General features: G+C 68.2%; 18 protein-coding genes. 7 read left to right on the forward strand and 11 right to left on the reverse strand.

Annotation, left to right across the window (positions count from 1 at the left end; all coding sequences use genetic code 11):
• Positions 1 to 30: 30 nt before the first annotated feature.
• The 5 genes from AAFF27_10745 to AAFF27_10765 form a co-directional block, all read right to left on the reverse strand.
• Positions 31 to 573, reverse strand: a complete 543-nt coding sequence (locus AAFF27_10745; protein ID XAH25635.1) for a methyltransferase domain-containing protein — start codon at positions 571 to 573, stop codon at positions 31 to 33.
• Positions 564 to 689, reverse strand: coding sequence for a hypothetical protein (locus AAFF27_10750; GenBank protein XAH25636.1), 126 nt, complete (start codon positions 687 to 689; stop codon positions 564 to 566). The genes AAFF27_10745 and AAFF27_10750 overlap by 10 nt, the downstream gene beginning before the upstream one ends.
• A complete protein-coding gene (locus tag AAFF27_10755; protein XAH25637.1) occupies positions 686 to 1,906 on the reverse strand; it encodes an MFS transporter in 1,221 nt (406 codons plus the stop codon). The genes AAFF27_10750 and AAFF27_10755 overlap by 4 nt, the downstream gene beginning before the upstream one ends.
• 91 nt (positions 1,907 to 1,997) lie before the next feature.
• The gene (locus AAFF27_10760) at positions 1,998 to 3,206 is read right to left on the reverse strand and encodes an MFS transporter (protein XAH25638.1); all 1,209 of its coding nucleotides are present in this window, start codon (positions 3,204 to 3,206) and stop codon (positions 1,998 to 2,000) included.
• Positions 3,196 to 4,341, reverse strand: coding sequence for a serine hydrolase domain-containing protein (locus tag AAFF27_10765; protein XAH26206.1), 1,146 nt, complete (start codon positions 4,339 to 4,341; stop codon positions 3,196 to 3,198). Before AAFF27_10765 ends, AAFF27_10760 begins: the two co-directional genes overlap by 11 nt.
• Before the next feature lie 129 nt (positions 4,342 to 4,470).
• On the opposite strand from AAFF27_10765, the gene AAFF27_10770 reads away from it, so the two are divergent.
• The 5 genes from AAFF27_10770 (at position 4,471) to AAFF27_10790 (ending at position 13,117) form a co-directional block, all read left to right on the forward strand.
• Entirely contained in the window at positions 4,471 to 5,391 is a 921-nt protein-coding gene (locus AAFF27_10770; GenBank protein ID XAH25639.1) for a LysR family transcriptional regulator, read from the forward strand.
• Between the two features lie 46 nt (positions 5,392 to 5,437).
• Positions 5,438 to 7,402, forward strand: coding sequence for a DNA topoisomerase IV subunit B (locus AAFF27_10775; protein ID XAH25640.1), 1,965 nt, complete (start codon positions 5,438 to 5,440; stop codon positions 7,400 to 7,402).
• 96 nt (positions 7,403 to 7,498) lie between these two features.
• The gene (locus tag AAFF27_10780; GenBank protein XAH25641.1) at positions 7,499 to 8,278 is read left to right on the forward strand and encodes a lytic transglycosylase domain-containing protein; all 780 of its coding nucleotides are present in this window, start codon (positions 7,499 to 7,501) and stop codon (positions 8,276 to 8,278) included.
• Between the two features lie 10 nt (positions 8,279 to 8,288).
• The gene (gene parC, locus AAFF27_10785; GenBank protein ID XAH25642.1) at positions 8,289 to 10,637 is read left to right on the forward strand and encodes a DNA topoisomerase IV subunit A; all 2,349 of its coding nucleotides are present in this window, start codon (positions 8,289 to 8,291) and stop codon (positions 10,635 to 10,637) included.
• Positions 10,638 to 10,639: 2 nt separating this feature from the next.
• Positions 10,640 to 13,117 (forward strand): DEAD/DEAH box helicase, encoded by a 2,478-nt coding sequence (locus AAFF27_10790; protein ID XAH25643.1) that lies wholly within the window; start codon positions 10,640 to 10,642, stop codon positions 13,115 to 13,117.
• Here AAFF27_10790 and AAFF27_10795 read toward each other — a convergent pair.
• From AAFF27_10795 to AAFF27_10815, 5 genes are read right to left on the reverse strand one after another with little or no spacing between them, the layout of a single operon-like run.
• Positions 13,083 to 13,574 carry a dihydrofolate reductase gene (locus AAFF27_10795; protein ID XAH25644.1) on the reverse strand — a complete coding sequence of 164 codons (492 nt, stop codon included), beginning with the start codon at positions 13,572 to 13,574 and terminating at the stop codon, positions 13,083 to 13,085. The two genes, AAFF27_10790 and AAFF27_10795, sit on opposite strands and share 35 nt — an antisense overlap.
• Complete coding sequence (locus tag AAFF27_10800; protein ID XAH25645.1) at positions 13,571 to 14,425, reverse strand: thymidylate synthase; 855 nt, start codon at positions 14,423 to 14,425, stop codon at positions 13,571 to 13,573. Before AAFF27_10800 ends, AAFF27_10795 begins: the two co-directional genes overlap by 4 nt.
• A 54-nt stretch (positions 14,426 to 14,479) precedes the next feature.
• Positions 14,480 to 14,794 carry a CcdB family protein gene (locus AAFF27_10805; GenBank protein XAH25646.1) on the reverse strand — a complete coding sequence of 105 codons (315 nt, stop codon included), beginning with the start codon at positions 14,792 to 14,794 and terminating at the stop codon, positions 14,480 to 14,482.
• 1 nt (position 14,795) lies between these two features.
• Complete coding sequence (locus AAFF27_10810) at positions 14,796 to 15,080, reverse strand: type II toxin-antitoxin system CcdA family antitoxin (GenBank protein XAH25647.1); 285 nt, start codon at positions 15,078 to 15,080, stop codon at positions 14,796 to 14,798.
• Between the two features lie 27 nt (positions 15,081 to 15,107).
• Positions 15,108 to 16,544, reverse strand: coding sequence for an FAD-binding oxidoreductase (locus AAFF27_10815; GenBank protein ID XAH25648.1), 1,437 nt, complete (start codon positions 16,542 to 16,544; stop codon positions 15,108 to 15,110).
• Positions 16,545 to 16,618: 74 nt separating this feature from the next.
• On the opposite strand from AAFF27_10815, the gene AAFF27_10820 reads away from it, so the two are divergent.
• The gene (locus AAFF27_10820; protein ID XAH25649.1) at positions 16,619 to 17,557 is read left to right on the forward strand and encodes a LysR family transcriptional regulator; all 939 of its coding nucleotides are present in this window, start codon (positions 16,619 to 16,621) and stop codon (positions 17,555 to 17,557) included.
• On the opposite strand, the gene AAFF27_10825 is transcribed toward AAFF27_10820, so the two are convergent.
• On the reverse strand, positions 17,541 to 17,945 hold the full coding sequence (locus tag AAFF27_10825) for a DUF2069 domain-containing protein (GenBank protein XAH26207.1): 405 nt from the start codon (positions 17,943 to 17,945) through the stop codon (positions 17,541 to 17,543). The two genes, AAFF27_10820 and AAFF27_10825, sit on opposite strands and share 17 nt — an antisense overlap.
• 25 nt (positions 17,946 to 17,970) lie before the next feature.
• Here AAFF27_10825 and AAFF27_10830 point away from each other — a divergent pair, with 25 nt between their 5' ends.
• Entirely contained in the window at positions 17,971 to 19,230 is a 1,260-nt protein-coding gene (locus AAFF27_10830) for a YhjD/YihY/BrkB family envelope integrity protein (protein ID XAH25650.1), read from the forward strand.
• Positions 19,231 to 19,304 lie beyond the last annotated feature (74 nt).

The raw sequence follows: 19,304 nt of genomic DNA on the forward strand, positions 1-19,304 counted from the left end.
GGTTCCGTTCCTCAGAACGTGTTTACGTTCTCACACTAACGCAGGCGGCGCGTCGTCGCTCAGGCGCACTGCGGCAATGCGCTGCACGCAGCGCGGCGAGGGCAGTGGCAGAAAGCCGTCTTCATAGGCCACCACGCGCAGGCCGGCGCAGGCCTGCAGCAGTTCGCCGGGTTGCAGCAGGAAGTCGGGCCGCGACGGTTTGCCATAGGCGGCGTTGCCGGCTGAGAAGGTTTCGTACAGCAGCACGCCGTCTGGTGCCAGGCAGTCGACGATGGCCGGCAGCAGGGGGCGCCAGAGGTAGTTCGTGACCACCACGCCGGCAAAGCGGCGTCCGGCGTAGGGCCAAGGGCCGGCCTCGATGTCGGCCTGCAGCATCTCGCCCAGGTTTGCTACGCTTTCGATAGCTTCCTGCCTAATATCTACGCCGGCTACAGGGTGATTTCGTGCATGAAACCAGCGCAGGTGCCGGCCATTGCCGCAGGCCACGTCCAGCACCGGGCCGCGGGGCGGCACCAGGTGTGCCCAGCGCAGGATCCAGTCAGACGGCGTCGTGGTCCCCGGACTCAGAAGCATGCCCACAGCCGATCTGCCAGCAGCACCAGGAAGTCGGGCTGGACATACAGCGCAAAGACTGCGCCAAGCGCGGCGAGTGCTGCTGCGTAGCTGGCGATCCGTTGTGCCGGCTTCATGCAAGCCCCGCCACTGGCCGGCGGATCGGCGCTTCGCGCACCGGCAGGTTCACCAGTGCGGCGAACACGCCCAGGGCGATCGAGATCTTCCAGACCACGTCATAGCTGCCGGTGCGGTCATAGAGCAGCCCGCCCAGCCACACGCCCAGGAAGGAGCCGACCTGGTGCGACAGGAAGACGAAGCCGCTGAGCGTGGACAAATGCTGGATGCCGAAGATCTGCGCGATCGCCGCATTGGTCGGCGGGATGGTGGACAGCCACAGCGTGCCCATGACGGCCGCAAACACATAGACGCTGGCCGGCGTGATGGGCACCAGCAGGAAGACCGTGATCACCACGGCCCGCGCCGCATAGATGAAGGACAGGATGTGGCGCTTGGCCAGTCGCTGGCCGAGCGTCCCCGCGACATAGGTGCCGACCACGTTGAACAGGCCGATCAGCGCCAGCGCATAGCTGGCCACCTGCGGCGGCAGGCCCTGGTCGCGCAGGTAGCTGGGCATGTGCACGCCGATGAACACCACCTGGAAGCCACAGACAAAGTAACCCGCCATCAGCAGCAGGAAGCTGGGGTAGCGAAAGGCTTCGCCCAGCGCCTGGGCAATGGTTTGCTCGCGCGCGGGCCGCGTGCCGCCACCGGAAAACCCCGGTTCGCGCAGCGCGATGGCCAGTGGCACGACCAGCAGCACCAGCGCCGCCAGCACCAGCAAGGCCTGGTGCCAGCCGAACTGGGCGATCAGTTGGCCCTCGACCGGCACCATCAGGAACTGACCAAAGGAGCCGGCCGCGGCCGTCACGCCCATGGCCCAGGAGCGTTTTTCTGCCGGGATTTGCCGGCCCAGGATGCCGTAGATCACGGCATAGGTGGTGCCGGCCTGCGCCGCGCCGATGGTGACGCCTGCGCTCAGCGCAAACATCAGCGGTGTGGGCGACAGCGCCATGCCGGCCAGCCCCAGCGCATACAGCAACGCGCCCGCCACCAGCACCCGGAACGCGCCAAAGCGGTCGGCCACCATGCCGGCAAAAATGCCGAACACACCCCAGGCGATGTTCTGGATGGCAATGGCGAACGAGAAGGTCTGCCGCGTCCAGCCCATTTCCTGCGTGACCGGCTGCAGCCACAGGCCGAAGCCGTGGCGTATGCCCATGGACAGGGTAACGATGGCGGCGCCGCAAAGCAGGACGCGGCTGAGGGACAGAGCTTGGGCGGGGGCGGACATCTCTTGAATGTAGCCAGATGCGCTGCGCGGCGGCAGCGGGGAGTCCCTTTGATTGCTGACATTTACAGCGGGCATCGATGCCCGCCGCGCATCAATGCCCCGGCGGCGGAAAGCCGTGGCCACGGGCGTGCCAGGCCACGCCCAACGCCACCGCCAGCAGGGCGCACAAGGCCCAGGGGAAGGAGTCCGTACCGAACATGCCCAGCAGCAGGCCGCCGGCCAGGCCGCCGCCGGCAATCGCCAGGTTCCAGGCCGTGACCACCATGGACTGGGCCACGTCTGCCGCATCGCCCGCGGCGTGGGCCGACGCGGTCTGGAACAGCGTGGGCGAGCCGCCAAAGGCCAGCCCCCAGATGGCGATGCTGGCGTAGATCACGGCCGGTGTGCTGCTCCACAGGCCCAGTGCCAGGGCCGCCAGGCCAAAGGCCACCGTGCTGGCCAGCACCAGCCGGCGCAGCCTGCGGTCGATCCAATGGCCGGTGAACCAGATGCCCAGCAGCGAGGCCGCGCCAAACACCAGCAGCACCAGATCGACACGATCTGCCAGGCCAGCCTGGAGCAGGAAGGGTGCGATATAGGTGTAGAGGATGTTGTGCGCGAGCACAAAGGCGAACATCACGAACAGCACCGGCCGCACGCCCGGCAGCGTGAATACGCGGCGCACCCCCAGTTGCTGCCCGGCAGGCTGGCCGGGGAAGTCCGGCACCTTCCAGCGCACCCAGCCCAGCAGCAGCACGGTCAGCACCGACATGATGCCGAAGCTGCTGCGCCAGCCTGTCACCGTGGCCAGGAAGGTACCGGCCGGGATGCCCAGCGACAAGGCCAGCGGTGTCCCGAGCATGGCCACGGCAATGGCCCGGCCCCTCTGCGCCGGCGCCACCATGCGTGCCGCATGGCCGGCCACCAGGGCCCACAGCAGCCCGGCGAACACGCCCGCAAAGAAGCGCGCACCCAGCGTAAGCACGTAGTGGTGCGAGAACGCCGTGATGCTGTTGACGATGGCAAAGCCGCCAATCGCAATCAGCAGCAGCGGGCGCCGCCGCCAACTGCGGGTGGCCGCCACCAGCGGAATGGCCGCCAGCAGCGAGCCCAGGGCATACATGGTGACGAGCTGACCGACCAGCGCTTCAGACACGCCCAGGTCGCGGCTCATCTGCGGCAATAGCCCGGCGGGCAGGGCCTCGGTCAGGATGGTGATGAAGCCCGCGGCCGCCAGGCCCAGCAGGCCGGCCAGCGGGAGCCGGGTCGGCGTGGGCACGGTAGCTGCGCCCCGGGGGATGGCAAGGCTGTTATCGGCCATAGACGGCATCCCGCAAGTCGGTGACAAAGCGGCCTGACATGCCCTCATACACGGTGTTGGTGAAGGCGACCACGCTCAGGCCGCGCGCCCGGTCGACGAACCAGGAGTGACCATAGGCGCCGCCCCAGCGCCAGGTGCCGGGCGATTCTGGCGAGGCCGTGGGCTGCGGGTCGTGCAGCACCGAGAAGCCCAGACCGAAGCCGGCGCCTGGCGCATCGGGTGGGCCGAAGGCGCCGGTGTGGTTGTGGCCCATGCTGTCTACCAGCGCGGCGGGCAGCAACGGTGCGCCGCCGGCGCGCAAGGCTTCCAGCAGGCGCAGGACATCGCCGGCGCTGCCGACCATGCCGGCGCCGCCGGAAGCAAAGGCGTCGGTATCGAAGGCGCGCTCCGGTTCGAAGCGGATGCCCACGGTGCCCTCGAAAGCGGGCACCGTCACTTGCGCCGGCATACGGCGTGGCGCCGGGGCGTCGTTGACGTAGGGCACGGCCAGCCGGGCCGCATCGGCCACGGCAAAACCGGTATCGCGCAGGCCCAGGGGCTCGGTTACCAGCGTGTGCACTGCCTGGGCCAGCGGCATGCCGCTCACGCTCTCGATTACGGCGCCCAGCACATCGGTTGCCAGGGAGTAGCCCCAGGCGCTGCCGGGTGCGTAGAGCAGCGGCACGCTGGCGATGCGGCGCAGGTTCTCTGCCAGGCTGATGCCGGAGCGGTCCATGCCGTCCGACACACCGGCGCGGGCGTAGGGGCCGTTGGCATCGGCCTCCAGAAAGCGGTAGCCCAGGCCTGCGGTGTGGGTCAGCAATTGGCGCACGCTGATCTGCGCCGGGCCGCCGTCGGGCAGGGTGGGGTGGAAGTCGGGCAACCAGCGCTGCACAGTGTCGTCCAGGCTCAAGCGGCCTTGCGCCACCAGCACCAGGGCGGCGGTGGAGACGATGGGCTTGGACACCGAGGCCAGTCGGAACAGCGCGTCTTCACGCATCGGACGCTGGGCTTCGCGGTCGGCCCAGCCTGCGGCACGCTGGTAGACAGTTTGTCCGTCCTGGGCAATGAGGACGACGGCGCCGACCAGGCGTTGTTCGGCCAAGGCGAGGTCCAGGGCCGCATCGACGCGATGGTCGAGCGGATCGGGGGAGATAGGCAGGGCAGACACGGAAATTCCAGGCAGTAGTGACACAGACCGGAACCATAGGAGCTATCCCACTCCGGAAAAAGAGGGTTAGAGTTCCAGTCTCTGCGGATGCCAATGTCCGCAATGGAGCGCATCGTGGACAGCCTCAGTGGATTCACCGTTTTTGTGCAGGTGGCGGAAACGCGCAGCTTTGTGGCGGCCGGGCGGCTGCTGGGCGTGTCGGCCTCGGCCGTGGGCAAGCGCGTGGCGCGGCTGGAAGAGCGGCTGGGCGTGCGCCTGTTTCACCGCAGCACGCGCAGCATCACGCTCACGGCAGAGGGCGCGCTGTTCCTGGCGCGCAGCCGGCGGGTGCTGGCCGAGATCGAGGCGGCCGAGCTGGAGCTGTCGCACACGGCAGGCGCGCCACGCGGCCGGCTGCGGGTGAGCCTGCCGCTGGTCAGCGCGCTATTGCTGCCGGTGCTGGCCGATTTCATGGCGGCCTACCCGGAGATCGAGCTTGACCTGGATTTCACCGACCGGCTGGTGGACGTGGTCGAGGAAGGTTTCGATGCCGTGGTGCGCACCGGCGAGCCTGCCGATTCACGACTGTCAGCGCGCCGCCTGGGGAGCTTCTCGCAGGTGCTGGTGGCGTCCCCTGCCTACCTGGCGGCACGCGGCGCGCCTGCCCAGCCGGCCGATCTGGCCGGCCATGCCTGTCTGCACTACCGCTTTCCAAACAGCGGCAAGCTGGAAGTCTGGCCCTTGCGCCCGGCGACTGGTGTTGCCGGCGCGGCCATGCCGGAGCTGCCGACCTCGATGATCTGCAACAACATCGAAACCCGCCTGTGCTTTGCGCTGCGTGGCCTGGGCATTGCATGCTTGCCAGACTTCGCGGTGCGAGAGGAGCTGGCCCAAGGGCGGCTGCGCACGGTGCTGGATGACAGCCTGGCGCCGCACACGCTCACGTTTCATGCGCTCTGGCCGTCTGGCCGCTACCCGTCGCCCAAGCTGCGTGCCTTCATCGATTTTCTGGGTGCGCGGGTGTTTCCGTCCGAGGCCCCGCCAACCGGTTCCTGACGATGCTGTATGAGCATCCAGTATCTTCTCACTACAATCCGCACCCATGGCAACTCCTCCCGTCTATTCGGAAAGCTCCATCCGCGTCCTCAAGGGACTGGAGCCGGTCAAACAACGTCCGGGCATGTACACCCGCACCGACAACCCCCTGCACATCGTGCAGGAGGTGATCGACAACGCCGCCGACGAGGCGCTGGCGGGCTACGGCAAAAAAATCAAGGTCACGCTGCACGCGGATGGCTCGGTCAGCGTCGAGGACGACGGCCGCGGCATTCCCTTCGGCCTGCACCCGGAAGAAAACGCGCCGGTGATCGAGCTGGTCTTTACCCGCCTGCATGCCGGCGGCAAGTTCGACAAGGGCTCGGGCGGCGCCTATAGCTTCTCGGGCGGCCTGCATGGCGTGGGCGTGTCGGTCACCAATGCGCTGTCTACGCGGCTGGAGGCCACCTCTTACCGCGAAGGCAAGGCCGCGCGCCTGGTGTTCAGCGCGGGTGATGTGATCGAGCCGCTGGTCACGCGCACTTCGGGCGAAGGCGACCGCAAGCAAGGCACCTCGGTGCGGGTCTGGCCTGACGCCAAGTACTTCGAATCTGCCGCGCTGCCCATGGGCGAACTGACGCATCTGCTGCGCAGCAAGGCGGTGCTGATGCCGGGTGTCACGGTCTCGTTGATCAACGAGAAGACCCGCGACACCCAGAGCTGGCAGTACAAGGGCGGCCTGCGCGACTACCTGATGCAGACGCTCAACGCCGATCCGGTGATCCCGCTGTTCGAAGGCGAGGGCTTTGCCGATCGCCAGCACGAGAGCTTTGCCGAAGGCGAGGGCGCGAGCTGGTGCGTGGGCTTCACCGAAGACGGCGCGCCGGTGCGCGAGAGCTATGTCAACCTGATCCCGACCAGCGCCGGCGGCACGCATGAAAGCGGCCTGCGCGACGGCCTGTTCAACGCCGTCAAGAGCTTCATCGAGCTGCACGCGCTGCTGCCCAAGGGCGTGAAGCTGCTGCCCGAAGACGTGTTTGCCCGTGCCAGCTATGTGCTCAGCGCCAAGGTGCTGGACCCGCAGTTCCAGGGCCAGATCAAAGAGCGGCTCAACTCGCGCGACGCGGTGCGGCTGGTGTCCAGCTTTGTGCGCCCGGCGCTGGAGCTGTGGCTGCACCAGCACGTCGAGTACGGCAAGCGGCTGGCCGAGCTGGCCATCAAGGCTGCGCAAACGCGGCAAAAAGCCGGCCAGAAGGTCGAGAAGCGCAAGGGCTCGGGCGTGGCCGTGTTGCCCGGCAAACTGACCGACTGCGAAAGCCGCGACACCGCCCACAACGAGGTGTTTTTGGTCGAGGGCGACTCCGCCGGCGGCAGCGCCAAGATGGGCCGCGACAAGGAAAGCCAGGCCATCCTGCCGCTGCGCGGCAAGGTGCTCAACACCTGGGAGGTGGAGCGCGACCGTTTGTTTGCCAACACCGAAATACACGACATCGCCGTGGCCATTGGCGTCGATCCGCACGGCCCGAACGACACGCCTGATTTGTCCGGCCTGCGCTACGGCAAGGTCTGCATCCTGTCGGACGCCGACGTGGACGGCTCGCACATCCAGGTGCTGCTGCTGACCCTGTTCTTCCGCCACTTCCCCAAGCTGATCGACGCCGGCCACGTGTATGTTGCGCGGCCGCCGCTGTTTCGCATCGACGCGCCGGCGCGTGGCAAGAAGCCGGCCGCCAAGGTCTACGCGCTGGACGAGGGCGAGCTCAACGCCACGCTCGACAAACTGCGCAAGGAGGGTGTCCGGGAAGGCGCCTGGACCATCAGCCGCTTCAAGGGGCTGGGCGAGATGAACGCGGAACAATTGTGGGAAACCACGCTCAACCCTGATACCCGCCGGCTGCTGCCGGTGCAGCTGGGGGCGATGGATTTCCTGCAGACCGAGCAACTCATCACCAAGCTGATGGGCAAGGGGGAAGCCGCGGCGCGCCGCGAGCTGATGGAACTGCACGGCGATGCGGTGGAGATCGACATCTGAGAAGGTGTGAATGAGCCCGCCATGCCGAGATTACCCCACTTTTTAAGCCATTTAGGCCTCAAGCCCAGGCTGCTAGCCGGCTTATTGCTATGCTTTTTGCAGCATTCGACCTGGGCGGATGTGTGGGGCTTTGTGGACGAGGCGGGCACCGCCCACTTCGCCGCCGAGCAGGTGGACCCGCGCTACCAGCTGTTCTTCCGTGCTGGCGATAGCTATGACACCCGCGACCTGGCGGCCGCGCCGGTCGAGGCCGCCTCTGGCGCGCTGGAGAAGCTGCAGACCTTCTTCGACATTTCGCCGTCCTATAAATCGGTGCGCCGCTACCTGCGCGCCGCCGCCGAAGAGCACGACATTGACCTGGCGCTGCTGCAGGCGCTGATCGTCACCGAGTCCGGCTTCAACGCCCAGGCCGTGTCGCCGCGCGGCGCCGTCGGCCTGATGCAGGTCATGCCGGCCACCGCCCAGCGCTATGGCGTTGCACCACGGCCGCAGGCGCCAGTGGCGCGGCAACTGGCCGATCCGTCGGTCAACATCGGCGCCGGTGCGCGCTACCTGCGCTACCTGCTGGACCTGTTTCCCGGCCAGACCGAACTGGCGCTGGCCGCCTACAACGCGGGCGAGGGCGCGGTGCAGCGCGCCGGCAACCGCATTCCCAACTTCCGCGAAACCCAGAACTACGTGAAGACGGTGATGCAGATCTACCGTGCGCTGCAGCCAGTGCCCCTGCGCGCGACCGGCGGCCCGCCGCAGCGCGTGCGCATGGAACTGCCGGGCCTGGCCCCGGAGGCCGCGCAGCGCAGCGTCCCGCCATCCCGCCTGCAGGCCCGGGCCTCTTCCGACGATCTGCCGTTGCGCAACGGCGACCTTTCCCCTTGACCCATTCCCGATGAGCGACCAAGCCACCCTCGACCTCGCGCGCCAAAGCGACCCCGACGAATCTCCCAACCTTGGGGCCTATGCCCAGCGTGCCTACCTGGAATACGCGCTGTCGGTGGTCAAGGGCCGTGCCCTGCCCGACGTCTGCGACGGCCAGAAGCCGGTGCAGCGCCGCATCCTGTACTCGATGGAGCGCATGGGCCTGGGCTTCAGCGGCGCCAATGCCGTCAATGGCGCGCGGCCGGTCAAAAGCGCGCGCGTGGTCGGTGACGTGCTGGGCCGCTTCCACCCGCATGGCGACCAGGCGGCCTATGACGCGCTGGTGCGCATGGCGCAGGACTTCAGCCAGCGCTATCCGCTGATCGACGGCCAGGGCAACTTCGGCAGCCGCGACGGCGATGGCGCCGCGGCCATGCGCTACACCGAGGCGCGCCTGGCCAAGATCACGCGCCTGCTGCTGGAAGAAATCGACCAGGGCACGGTCGACTTCATCCCCAACTACGACGGCAGCACCGAAGAGCCGCGCCAGTTGCCGGCGCGCCTGCCGTTCACGCTGCTCAATGGCGCATCGGGCATTGCCGTGGGTTTGGCCACCGAAATCCCCAGCCACAACCTGCGCGAGATCGCCGACGCCTGCGTGGCGCTGATCAAGACGCCGCAGATGCCGGACGAAGAGCTGTTTGCCCTGGTGCCCGGCCCCGATTACCCGGGCGGCGGCCAGATCATCAGCAGTGCCTCGGACATTGCCGACGCCTATCGTGGCGGCCGTGGCAGCCTGAAGGTGCGCGCGCGCTGGAAGATCGAAGAGCTGGCGCGCGGCCAGTGGAACCTGGTCGTCACCGAGCTGCCGCCCGGCGTCAGCTCGCAGCGCGTGCTGGAAGAGATCGAGGAGCTGACCAACCCCAAGGTCAAGGCCGGCAAGAAGGCGCTCTCTACCGATCAGGTGCAGTTGAAGGCCAGCCTGCTGGGCGTGCTCGATGGCGTGCGCGACGAGTCCAGCAAGGACGCGGCCGTGCGCCTGGTGTTCGAGCCCAAGACCAGCAAGACGCCGCAGGCCGACCTCATTGGCACGCTGCTGGCGCAGACCTCGCTGGAGACCTCCGCGCCGATCAACATGACCATGATCGGCATGGACGGCCGGCCGGTGCAGAAGTCGCTGCGGCAGATACTGCTGGAGTGGATCGAGTTCCGCCAGCAGACGGTGCAGCGCCGCACGCGGCACCGCCTGGACAAGGTGCTGGACCGCGCCCACATCCTCGAAGGGCGGCAGACCGTGCTGCTCAACATCGACGAGGTGATCGCCATCATCCGCCAGGCCGACGAGCCCAAGGCGGCGCTGATCGAACGCTTTCGCCTGTCGGATCGGCAGGCCGAAGACATCCTGGAAATCCGCCTGCGCCAACTGGCGCGGCTGGAAGCCATCAAGATCGAGCAAGAGCTGGCCGCGCTGCGCGAAGAGCAGAAGAAGCTCGAAGAAATCCTGGGCAGCCCGGCCGCATTGCGCCGGCTCATGGTCAAAGAGATCGAGGCCGACGCCAAGCAGTTTGCCGACGCGCGCCGCACCCTGATCCAGGCCGACAAGCGCGCCGTGGCCGAGGTGCGCGTGGTCGATGAGCCCGTCACCGTCGTGGTGTCTGAAAAAGGCTGGGTGCGCGCACGCGGCGGCCACGGGCATGACGCTGCGGGCTTTGCCTTCAAGGCCGGCGACGGGCTCTACGGCACCTTCGAATGCCGCACGGTCGACCTGCTGCTGGTGTTTGGCAGCAATGGCCGCGTCTACTCGCTGCCGGTGGCGGCGCTGCCCAATGCGCGCGGCGACGGCCAGCCGGTGACCACGCTGATCGAGCTCGAATCCGGCACGCAGATCGCCCACTACTTTGCCGGGCCCACCGGTGCGGCGCTGCTGCTGGCAGGCTCGGGCGGCTATGGCTTTATTGCCAATGTCGAGAACATGGTGTCGCGCCAGAAGGGCGGCAAGACCTTTGTCTCCCTGGGCCAGGGCGAGACCCTGTGCCGCCCCAGCTTGGCCATGCTGCCCAGCAGCGTGCTGGCCGCCGCCACGCACGTGGCCTGCGCCAGCACCGGTGGCCGCATCCTGACCTTCGAAATCACCGAGCTGAAGCTCATGGAGAAGGGTGGTCGCGGCCTGATGCTGATCGACCTGGAACCCAAGGACACCCTGGCCGGCGCCGCGGCCTACACCCGCAGCGTGCGCATCGAAGGCATAGGCCGTGGCGCCAAGCCGCGCGACGAGACGCTGGAGATCCGCAGCCTCAACAACGCGCGTGGCAACCGTGGCCGCAAGGGCAAGGCGGCGGACCTGGGCTTCAAGCCGCACTCGGTGCTGCGCGTCGAATAGAGGTGAGCCTGCCCTCGGCGGCCCGCTTTCGTCCACGCCTCACGCTGCAGACCCTGGGCCGCGGCGACGGGTTGCTGGGCATGCGGCCGGAGGGCCCTTTCGGGCCGCGTGGCGACAGCGTCACGCTGGCCTGCATCGACTGGACCTATACGCTAGCCGGCGGCCAGCATTGGGAAACACCTGCGCCCACCTCCATCCTGGCGCCCCGGCCTGCGCCGGGCGAGGCTGAGCAGCCCTTTGCTCGCGACCTCTCCGCCGAAGCCCTAGCCAGCGACACGCTTTGGGGCCTGGGCCTGCACCCGGTGTCGGTTGACGCCTTGCAATGGCGCAGCGAAGACGCCGCGCGGCCGCATGCCGGGCCCTTCTGGTCGCTGCTGCGCGAAGAAGACTTTGGCGACTTCTGGGCCGAGCGCCTGCCGGCCCTGCAGGCCGAGGGCTGGGCCGTGGTGGTGCGGCCCGGCTTTGCGCATGAGAGCGTGCCAGTCACGCAGTGGCGGCTGATTCTTGACCCTGACACCGGCGACATCGCCGGCAAAACCCCCGCCGAGCCCATGCGCGGCCGCCCGCCTGCCGTGGCGCCGCTAGGCCTGTCGCGCCGCGAGGGCTCGTGGCTGCTCACGCTGGGTGTGGAGGTAGAAGGCGAATCGCTGGACCTGGCGCCGCTGCTGGCTGACCTGCTGCGGCGCGACAAGCGCTGGCGCGATGCACGCCAGGTGAGGGCCATGGACGACGCCGAGCCGGTGCTGCTGCGCGCGCCCGGCGGCCGCCGCATCGAGGCGCCGGCCGCGCCGCTCAAGGCCATCGTCGGCGCCATGCTGGATCTGCTGACCGACCCGCGCCGCGCGCCCGGGCCGATCGCGCTGGGCGGCTGGGACCTGCACCGGCTCGACGCGCTGCACCAGGGCCTGGTAGCAGACCAGGCCGCGCGCGCCGGCCCGCAAGGCCGCTGGCAACTGCAGGGTGACGAAGGCCTGCAACTGCTGGCGCGCCGTCTGCGCGCGGCAGGCACGCCCGCGCCGGTGGCACCGCCGCCCGGCCTGGCCATCACGCTGCGGCCCTACCAGTTGCAAGGCCTGGCCTGGCTGCAGTACCTGCGCGCCCAGCACCTGGGCGGCATCCTGGCCGACGACATGGGCCTGGGCAAGACCGCGCAGGCGCTGGCCCATGTGCTGGCCGAGCGCGATGCGGGCAGGCTCGACCTGCCGGCGCTGGTGGTGGTGCCGACCTCGCTGGTCTTCAACTGGCAGGCCGAGGCCGCGCGCATGGCGCCCTCGCTGCGCGTGCTGGCGCTGCAGGGCGAAGAGCGCCTGGAGGCCTTTGCGCGCATCCCTGAACACGATCTGGTCATCACCACCTACCCGCTGCTGTGGCGCGACCTGGACCGGCTGCGCGCCCATGCCTTTCACCTGCTGGTGCTGGACGAAGCGCAGAGCGTGAAGAACCCCGCCGCCCGCAGCGCCCGCGCCCTGCGCCGCCTGCGCGCGCGGCACCGGCTATGCCTGACCGGCACTCCGCTGGAGAACCACCTGGGCGAGCTGTGGGCGCAGTTTGATTTCTTGATGCCGGGCTTTCTGGGCGATGCGCGGCAGTTCCAGCGTGTCTGGCGCAAGCCGATCGAGGTCAACGGCGAGACCTTGCGTGCTGAACTATTGGCGCGCCGGGTGCGCCCCTTCATCCTGCGCCGCCGCAAGGACGAGGTGGCGACCGAGCTGCCGCCGCTCACCGAAAACATAGAGCGCGTGCCGCTGCTCGGCATGCAGCGCGACCTGTACGAGAGCGTGCGCGTGGCGGCCGACAAGCAGGTGCGCCGCGTTCTGCAGCGCAGCGGCTTTGCCGGCGCGCAGATCGCGGTGCTGGATGCCCTGCTCAAGCTGCGCCAGGTCTGCTGCGACCCGCATCTGCTGCGCAGCACCGCCACGCCGCCGGGCATGGAGCGCGCCAAGATGGAGCGCTTGTGCGAGATGCTGCCGGCCTTGGTGGAGGAGGGCCGGCGCGTGCTGGTGTTCTCGCAGTTCACCACCATGCTCACGCTGATCGGCGCCGAGCTGGACCGGCTCGGCCTGCCCTGGCTGGCGCTGACAGGCGAGACGCCACCGGCGCAGCGCGGCGCGCTGGTGCAGCGCTTTCAGAATGGAGAGGTGCCCTTGCTGCTGGCCAGCCTGAAAGCTGGCGGCACGGGGCTCAACCTGACGGCGGCCGATACGGTGGTGCATGTCGATCCTTGGTGGAACCCGGCGGTAGAGCAGCAGGCGACGGCGCGCGCCCACCGCATCGGCCAGACACGGCCGGTGTTTGTCTACCGGCTGGTGGCAGAGGGCAGCATCGAAGAGCGCATGCTGGAGCTGCAGGCGCGCAAGGCGCTATTGGCCGAGGGTGTTTTGGGCAGCGACGGGGAAGCGGTGCCCAAGTTCAGCCAAGAGGATCTGGCTGGTTTGCTGGCGCCGCTTAACGAGCCCGGCGCTCGTAGCGCACAAAGCTGAAGGGCAGGCCGTTGGCGGCCACATGCGCTTCGCGTGCGGCTTCTTGCCACTCGGGGCCCAGCGTCGGGGCGTGGGCATCGCCTTCGAAGTCTTGATGGATCTCGGTCACTTCCACCCGGTCGGCCAGCGGCAGGGCCAGCGCGTAGATCTGCGCGCCGCCAATCACCCACACTTCGGCGGATTGCTCGCATAACTGTAGCGCCTGGCCCAGGCTGGATGCCGGCTTAGCGCCTTTTTCGTCAAAATTTTCCTGACGGGTAATGACGATGTTGCTACGCCCCGGCAGCGGCCGAAAGCGCGGCGGCAGCGAGTCCCAGGTGCGGCGGCCCATGATCACCGGATGGCCTTGGGTGAGCGCACGGAAATGCGCCATGTCCTCCGGCAGGTGCCAGGGCATGGCATTGTCCTTGCCGATCACGCCGTTGGCGGCGCGGGCGAAGATCAGGTTGATCTTCATACCGCCACTGGCGCCTTGATGGCGGGGTGGCATTCGTAGTCCCTGACCTCGAAGTCTTCGTACTCGTAGCCAAGAATGGAGTCCGGCCGGCGCTTGATGTGCAGCGTGGGGTAGGGGTAGGGCGCGCGCGAGAGCTGTAGCGCCACCTGCTCGTGGTGATTGCTGTAGATGTGGCAGTCGCCGCCGGTCCAGATGAAGTCGCCCACGTCGAGGTCGCACTGCTGCGCCACCATGTGGGTCAGCAGCGCGTAGCTGGCGATGTTGAAGGGCACGCCCAGGAAGATGTCTGCGCTGCGCTGATAGAGCTGGCAGCTGAGCTTGCCGCGCTCGCCTGCTGCCTGCGGCGGCGCCACGTAGAACTGGAAGAAGGCGTGGCAGGGCATGAGGGCCATCTTGTCCAGCTCGGCCACGTTCCAGGCGCTGACGATGATGCGGCGCGAATCGGGGTTTTGCTTGAGCGTGTCGATCACCTGCGCGATCTGGTCGATGTGGCCGCCATCGGGCGTGGGCCAGCTGCGCCATTGCACGCCATAGACCGGGCCCAGGCTGCCGTCTTCGCGTGCCCATTCGTCCCAGATGCTGACGCCGCGCTCTTTCAGCCAGTTGTTGTTGCTGGAGCCGGTCAGGAACCACAGCAGCTCCTGGATGATGGAGCGCAAGTGCACCTTCTTGGTGGTGACCAGCGGGAAGCCTTCGCTCAGGTCGAAGCGCATCTGGTGGCCGAACACGCTGGTGGTGCCGGTGCCGGTGCGGTCGCTTTTTTGCACGCCGTGCGCCAGGACATGGCGCACGAAGTCTTCGTACTGGGTGCGGACGGGGCGCTGCTGCAGCCTTTCAGTGGGTGAGTTCATTTCCAGCCTGGTTGTGCGCTGCTGATCAATTGAGGGAGCCGGGCGGCTGCCCGCTTAGTAGCTCCCGAAGAGGGTGTCGAGCGCGTTCTGGACGCTCAACTGCTGTGCCGCCAGATTGTCCACGACGCGGCGCAGGATGGCTGCAGGCACGGCGGCAATGGAGGGGGTGTCCATCACCACGCGCTGGCCCGCCACCTCGAATTCGGGGTGCAGGCCCTCGGCGCGAACGGGCAAGAGCTCGGCCGACCACAGGGGCACCACCACGCGTGTACTCAGGCCGTCCAGGTGGCCGTTCTGCACGTCGAGGAAGAAGGGAATCTGCTTCTTCTCGCTGCTGTCGGGGTTGGCGTAAACGTCGAAGCGCGGCATGTCAGGCGGCGTCTTCGCCGTCTTCGCGGCCATCACCCAGCGAGTGGCCAAAGCTGCGGTACTTGGCCAACGGCAGCCCATGCTGGGCGATGCGCGCGTTGTGCGCGGCGACGGCGCCCTTGTTGCGCTCGTTCCACTGCTCCCAATAGCGGCGTTTTACTTCTTCGGCCAGCAAGGCATCGACGGTCTGCGAGACGTTCATGCCGAGCTCGCGCGCCATCTCCAGCGTCTTGGCGTTGAGCGAAAGGTTGGTGGCTTTCTTGGGGGCTTTGTCGAATTGCAGCATGGCAGTTCTCCAAAAAATATGCGCATATTATATGCGCACGACCCGCCCCGGATTCAGCAGGTTCTCCGGGTCCAGCGCGCGCTTGACGGCGCGCATCATGTCCAGGGCCACGGCGGGCTTGAAGTGCGGCAGCTTGTCGACCTTCAGCTCGCCCACGCCGTGCTCGGCCGAGATCGAGCCGTCAAAGGCCGCCACCGACTCATAGACCAGCATGTTCACGCGCTCTTCATAGTCACGCAGGAAGGCCTTCACATCGCCCGTGGCCGGCGCTTGCACGTTGTAGTGCAGGTTGCCGTCGCCCAGGTGGCCGAAGTTGACCAGGCGCACGCCGGGGATTTCGCGCTGCAGCAGGGCGTCGGTGGTGGCGACAAATTCGGGGATGCGCGACACCGGGATGGAGACGTCGTGCTTCACGTTCAGGCCTTCCTCGGCCTGCGCCAGCGGGATGCTTTCGCGCACATGCCAGAGCTGGTGCGCTTGCGTGAGGTTCTCTGCCACTACCGCGTCGCTGACGCAGCCTTGTTCGAAGGCGGTTTCCAGCAACTGCTCGAAGCGCTGGCGCGCGTGCTCTTCGGATTCGCTGTCGGCATTTTCCAGCAGCACGCAATAGGGCGAGGCCTCGTCACCCAGGAAGGGCACGCGCAGCTGCGGCATGTGTTTGCCGACCAGGCTCAGCGCGAACTGGCCCATCACCTCGAAGCCGGTCAGGCCCGCGCCGAGCTGCTTGTGCGCCAGGCCGAGCAGCGTCACTGCGTGCTCCAGCGAGGGCACGGCGGCCCAGGCGGTGAGCGAGGCGGCGGGCTGCGGGTAGAGCTTCATGGTGGCGGCGGTGATGACGCCCAGCGTGCCTTCGCTGCCGATGAACAGGTCGCGCAGGTCGTAGCCGGTGTTGTCCTTGCGCAGGCCGGTCAGGCCTTCCCAGATCTCGCCCTGGGCGGTGACCACTTCCAGGCCCAGGCACAGCTCGCGCGCGTTGCCGTAGCGCACGACCTGGGTGCCGCCGGCGTTGGTGGCCAGGTTGCCACCAATGGTGCAGCTGCCTTCGGCGGCCAGGCTCAGGGGGAACAGCAGGCCGGCTTTCTCGGCCGTGTCCTGCAAGTTTTGCAGGATGCAGCCGGCCTCTACCGTCATGGTGAGGTTGGCGGCATCGACCGCGCGCACCTTGTTCAGGCGGGTCAGGCTCAGCACCACCTGCGTGCCGCTGCCGTCGGGCGTGCCGCCCACCACCAGGCCGGTGTTGCCGCCTTGTGGCACCAGGGACGTGTTGGCGGCGGCGCAGGCCTTGACCACGGCGGCGACTTCGGCCGTGCTGCCAGGGCGCACCACGGCCAGCGCCTTGCCGCGCACGCGCTTGCGCCAGTCCTGCTCCCAGGCGGCGAGGTCGATGGCGGGGTCGTGGTGGTGGGTCAGCACGTGGGCATCGCCAACGATGGTGCGCAGGGCTTCTAGCAGGGCGGGAATCATGGTGTCTCCAATCACAGATCGGCCAAGCTTACCGCCGGGCTAGACTTGCAGCAATTTGAAGAATTCGAAGGTTTATGCGGGTATTTCCGAACAATGTGAGCCTGCGCCAGTTGCGCGCTTTTGCCGAGGTGGCGGGCTGCGGCTCGTTTGCGGCGGCGGCGCGGCGGCTGTTCATCACGCAGTCGGCGCTGTCGGAGTCGATCCGCCAGTTGGAAGAGTCGGTGGGCCTGCGCCTGCTGGACCGCACCACGCGCACCGTGGGGCTGACCGAAGGCGGCGCGGTGTTCTTGCAGGACGTGCTGGCCGCGCTGGAGACGCTGGAGCAGGGCATGCGCCGCATGGGCGACTTGTCTTCGCTGCAGGAGGGCGAGGTGCGCATCGTCGCCGCGCCCTCGGTGCTGGCCACTATCGTCATGCCCTGTTTGCCAGCGCTGCGCCAGGCCTATCCCGGCGTGCGGGTGGCGCTGCACGAGGAGGGCGGTGATGCCGTGGTGCGCTGGGTGCGCGAAGGCCTGGCAGATTTCGGCGTAGGCGGCTGGCATGCCGGCGCGCGCCACCTGGAGGCCGAGCCGTTGCTGCGCGATGTGATGGGCCTGCTGGCCTTGCCCGACGAGCCCTTGCTACGCCGGCGCCGCCTGCTGGCTGCGCAACTGGCGCAGCACACCGTTGTCGGCTACACCACCGACACGGCGATCCACGAGCTGCTGAGTGCCGCCCCCGGCATGCCGGCCAGCGTGCTGGAGCCGGCGCTGCGCGTGTCCAACACGGTCTTGCTGCAGCAGGCAATCAGCCAGGGCCTGGGTGTGGCGCTGGTGCCGGCGCTGATTGCGCAGCACCCAGTGCTGCAGGGCCTGGGCTTCAAGCCGCTGGCCGAGCCGCAGGTGACGCGGCAGGTGGTGGTGCTGCGGCGGCCACGGCGTTCGCTGTCGCCGGCGGCGCAGGTGTTTCGCGCGGCCATCGTGGCGCAGGCGGCGGCGCTGTGCCGCTACCCGGGCATTACGCCGGGAGGCTAGCGGCGCTGGCCGCGGCCTGCCGCGCGTGGCGCAGGCGCAGCCGCACGTGCAGCGCGCAGGCCACAAACAGCAGCAGGCACAGCGCGATCTCGATCAGCGCCAGCCAGTTGCCCGGCGCCGGGTCGCCCCAGGCGCGCACCACGCCCTCAGTAAAGTACAGCCACACCAGCAGGCTCACCCAGCGATAGGTGTACATGCGGTGCTTGAGCAGGCCCGCCAGCGGAATGCACAGCGGCAGCGCCTTCAGCGCCAGCCACGAGCCGCCCGGCCGCAGCGGCGCCAGCACCAGTTCCCACGCCAGCGACAGCACGATCAGGCCCAGCAGGCTGCCCACGGCAAGCCAGCGGGTGCGGCGCACGGCCTGGTGTACGGGAGGGGTGGGGGTCATCATGGCGATGGCATCATACGGGACCATGTCTGCGCCCCCGCCTCTCAACCATTTGCGCGCAGCCCTGCCGAATGCCTTGCGGGCACGGGTCGAGGCGCTGCTGCACGACCTATCCCATTTCCCCTGGCGCGTGACCGCGCTCACGCTGCGCGAGCGCTTCCGCGAAGACCAGCTCGCGCTCACCGCCAGCAGCCTGACCTTCACCACGGTGCTGGCGCTGGTGCCCTTCTTCACGGTGGCGCTGGCGGTGTTCACCGCCTTCCCCATGTTTCGCCAGGTGCAAGAGCAGTTGCAGCACTGGCTGGTGGCCAGCCTGGTGCCCGAGGGCATTGCGCGCCAGGTGCTGGGCTCCCTGACCCAGTTCGCCAGCAAGGCCAGCCGGCTCGGGGTGGTGGGGCTGTCTTTCTTGCTGATCACGGCGCTGGCGCTGATCCTCACCATCGACCAGCGGCTGAACGCCATCTGGCGCGTGCGCCGGCCGCGCCCGCTGGGGCAGCGGGTGCTGATCTACTGGGCCGCGATCACGCTCGGGCCGCTGGTGCTGGGCGTGAGCCTGTCCATCACCTCGTTTGCGGTGTCGCAGTCGCGCGACGTGGTGGCGGGCCTGCCGGGCGGGCTGCGGCTGCTGCTGGATTCGGTGGAATTTGTGCTGCTGGCCGCCGGCATGGCCGCGCTCTACCACTACGTGCCCAACACGCGCGTGAAATGGAGCCACGCCTGGGTCGGCGGCCTGTTCGTGGCGATCGGCATCGAGGCGGCCAAGAAGCTGCTGGGCCTGTACATCAAGGCGGTGCCGACCTACTCGGTGATGTACGGCGCGTTTGCGGCGGTGCCGATCATGCTGGTCTGGGTCTATGTGGCCTGGGTCATCGTGCTGCTGGGCGCGGTGGTGACGGCCTATTTGCCCAGCCTGCTGACCGGCGTGGCGCGGCGTGCCGGCGCGCACGGCTGGCAGTTTCAGCTGGCGATCGAGGTGCTGCAGCAACTGCGCGCGGCGCAGCAGGCCGGCGTTGCGGGCCGTACCACGGTGGAGCTGGCGCAGGCGCTGAAGGTGGATGCGCTGCAACTGCAGCCGGTGCTGGAAACCCTGAGCGCGCTCGATTGGACCGGCCAACTGCGGGAGGAGGGCGACGACACCCCGTCGCGCAATGTGCTGCTGGCCGACCCGGCGCGCACGCCGCTCGCGCCGCTGGTGCACAGGCTCTTGCTGCCGCGTGCGTTGGCGGTGGGGCACCTGTGGGAGAAGGCCCAGTTGTCCCGCTTGCGGCTGGAAGAGGTGCTATAGATATAGGAGCTGTAAGCCGGCGTATATCCTGCACTTCAGGTAGTTTTATGCCTGAAATGCAGGTTGCACCTGGG

Origin of the sequence: Xylophilus sp. GW821-FHT01B05 (assembly GCA_038961845.1) — a bacterium.
Classification (GTDB): domain Bacteria; phylum Pseudomonadota; class Gammaproteobacteria; order Burkholderiales; family Burkholderiaceae_C; genus Xylophilus.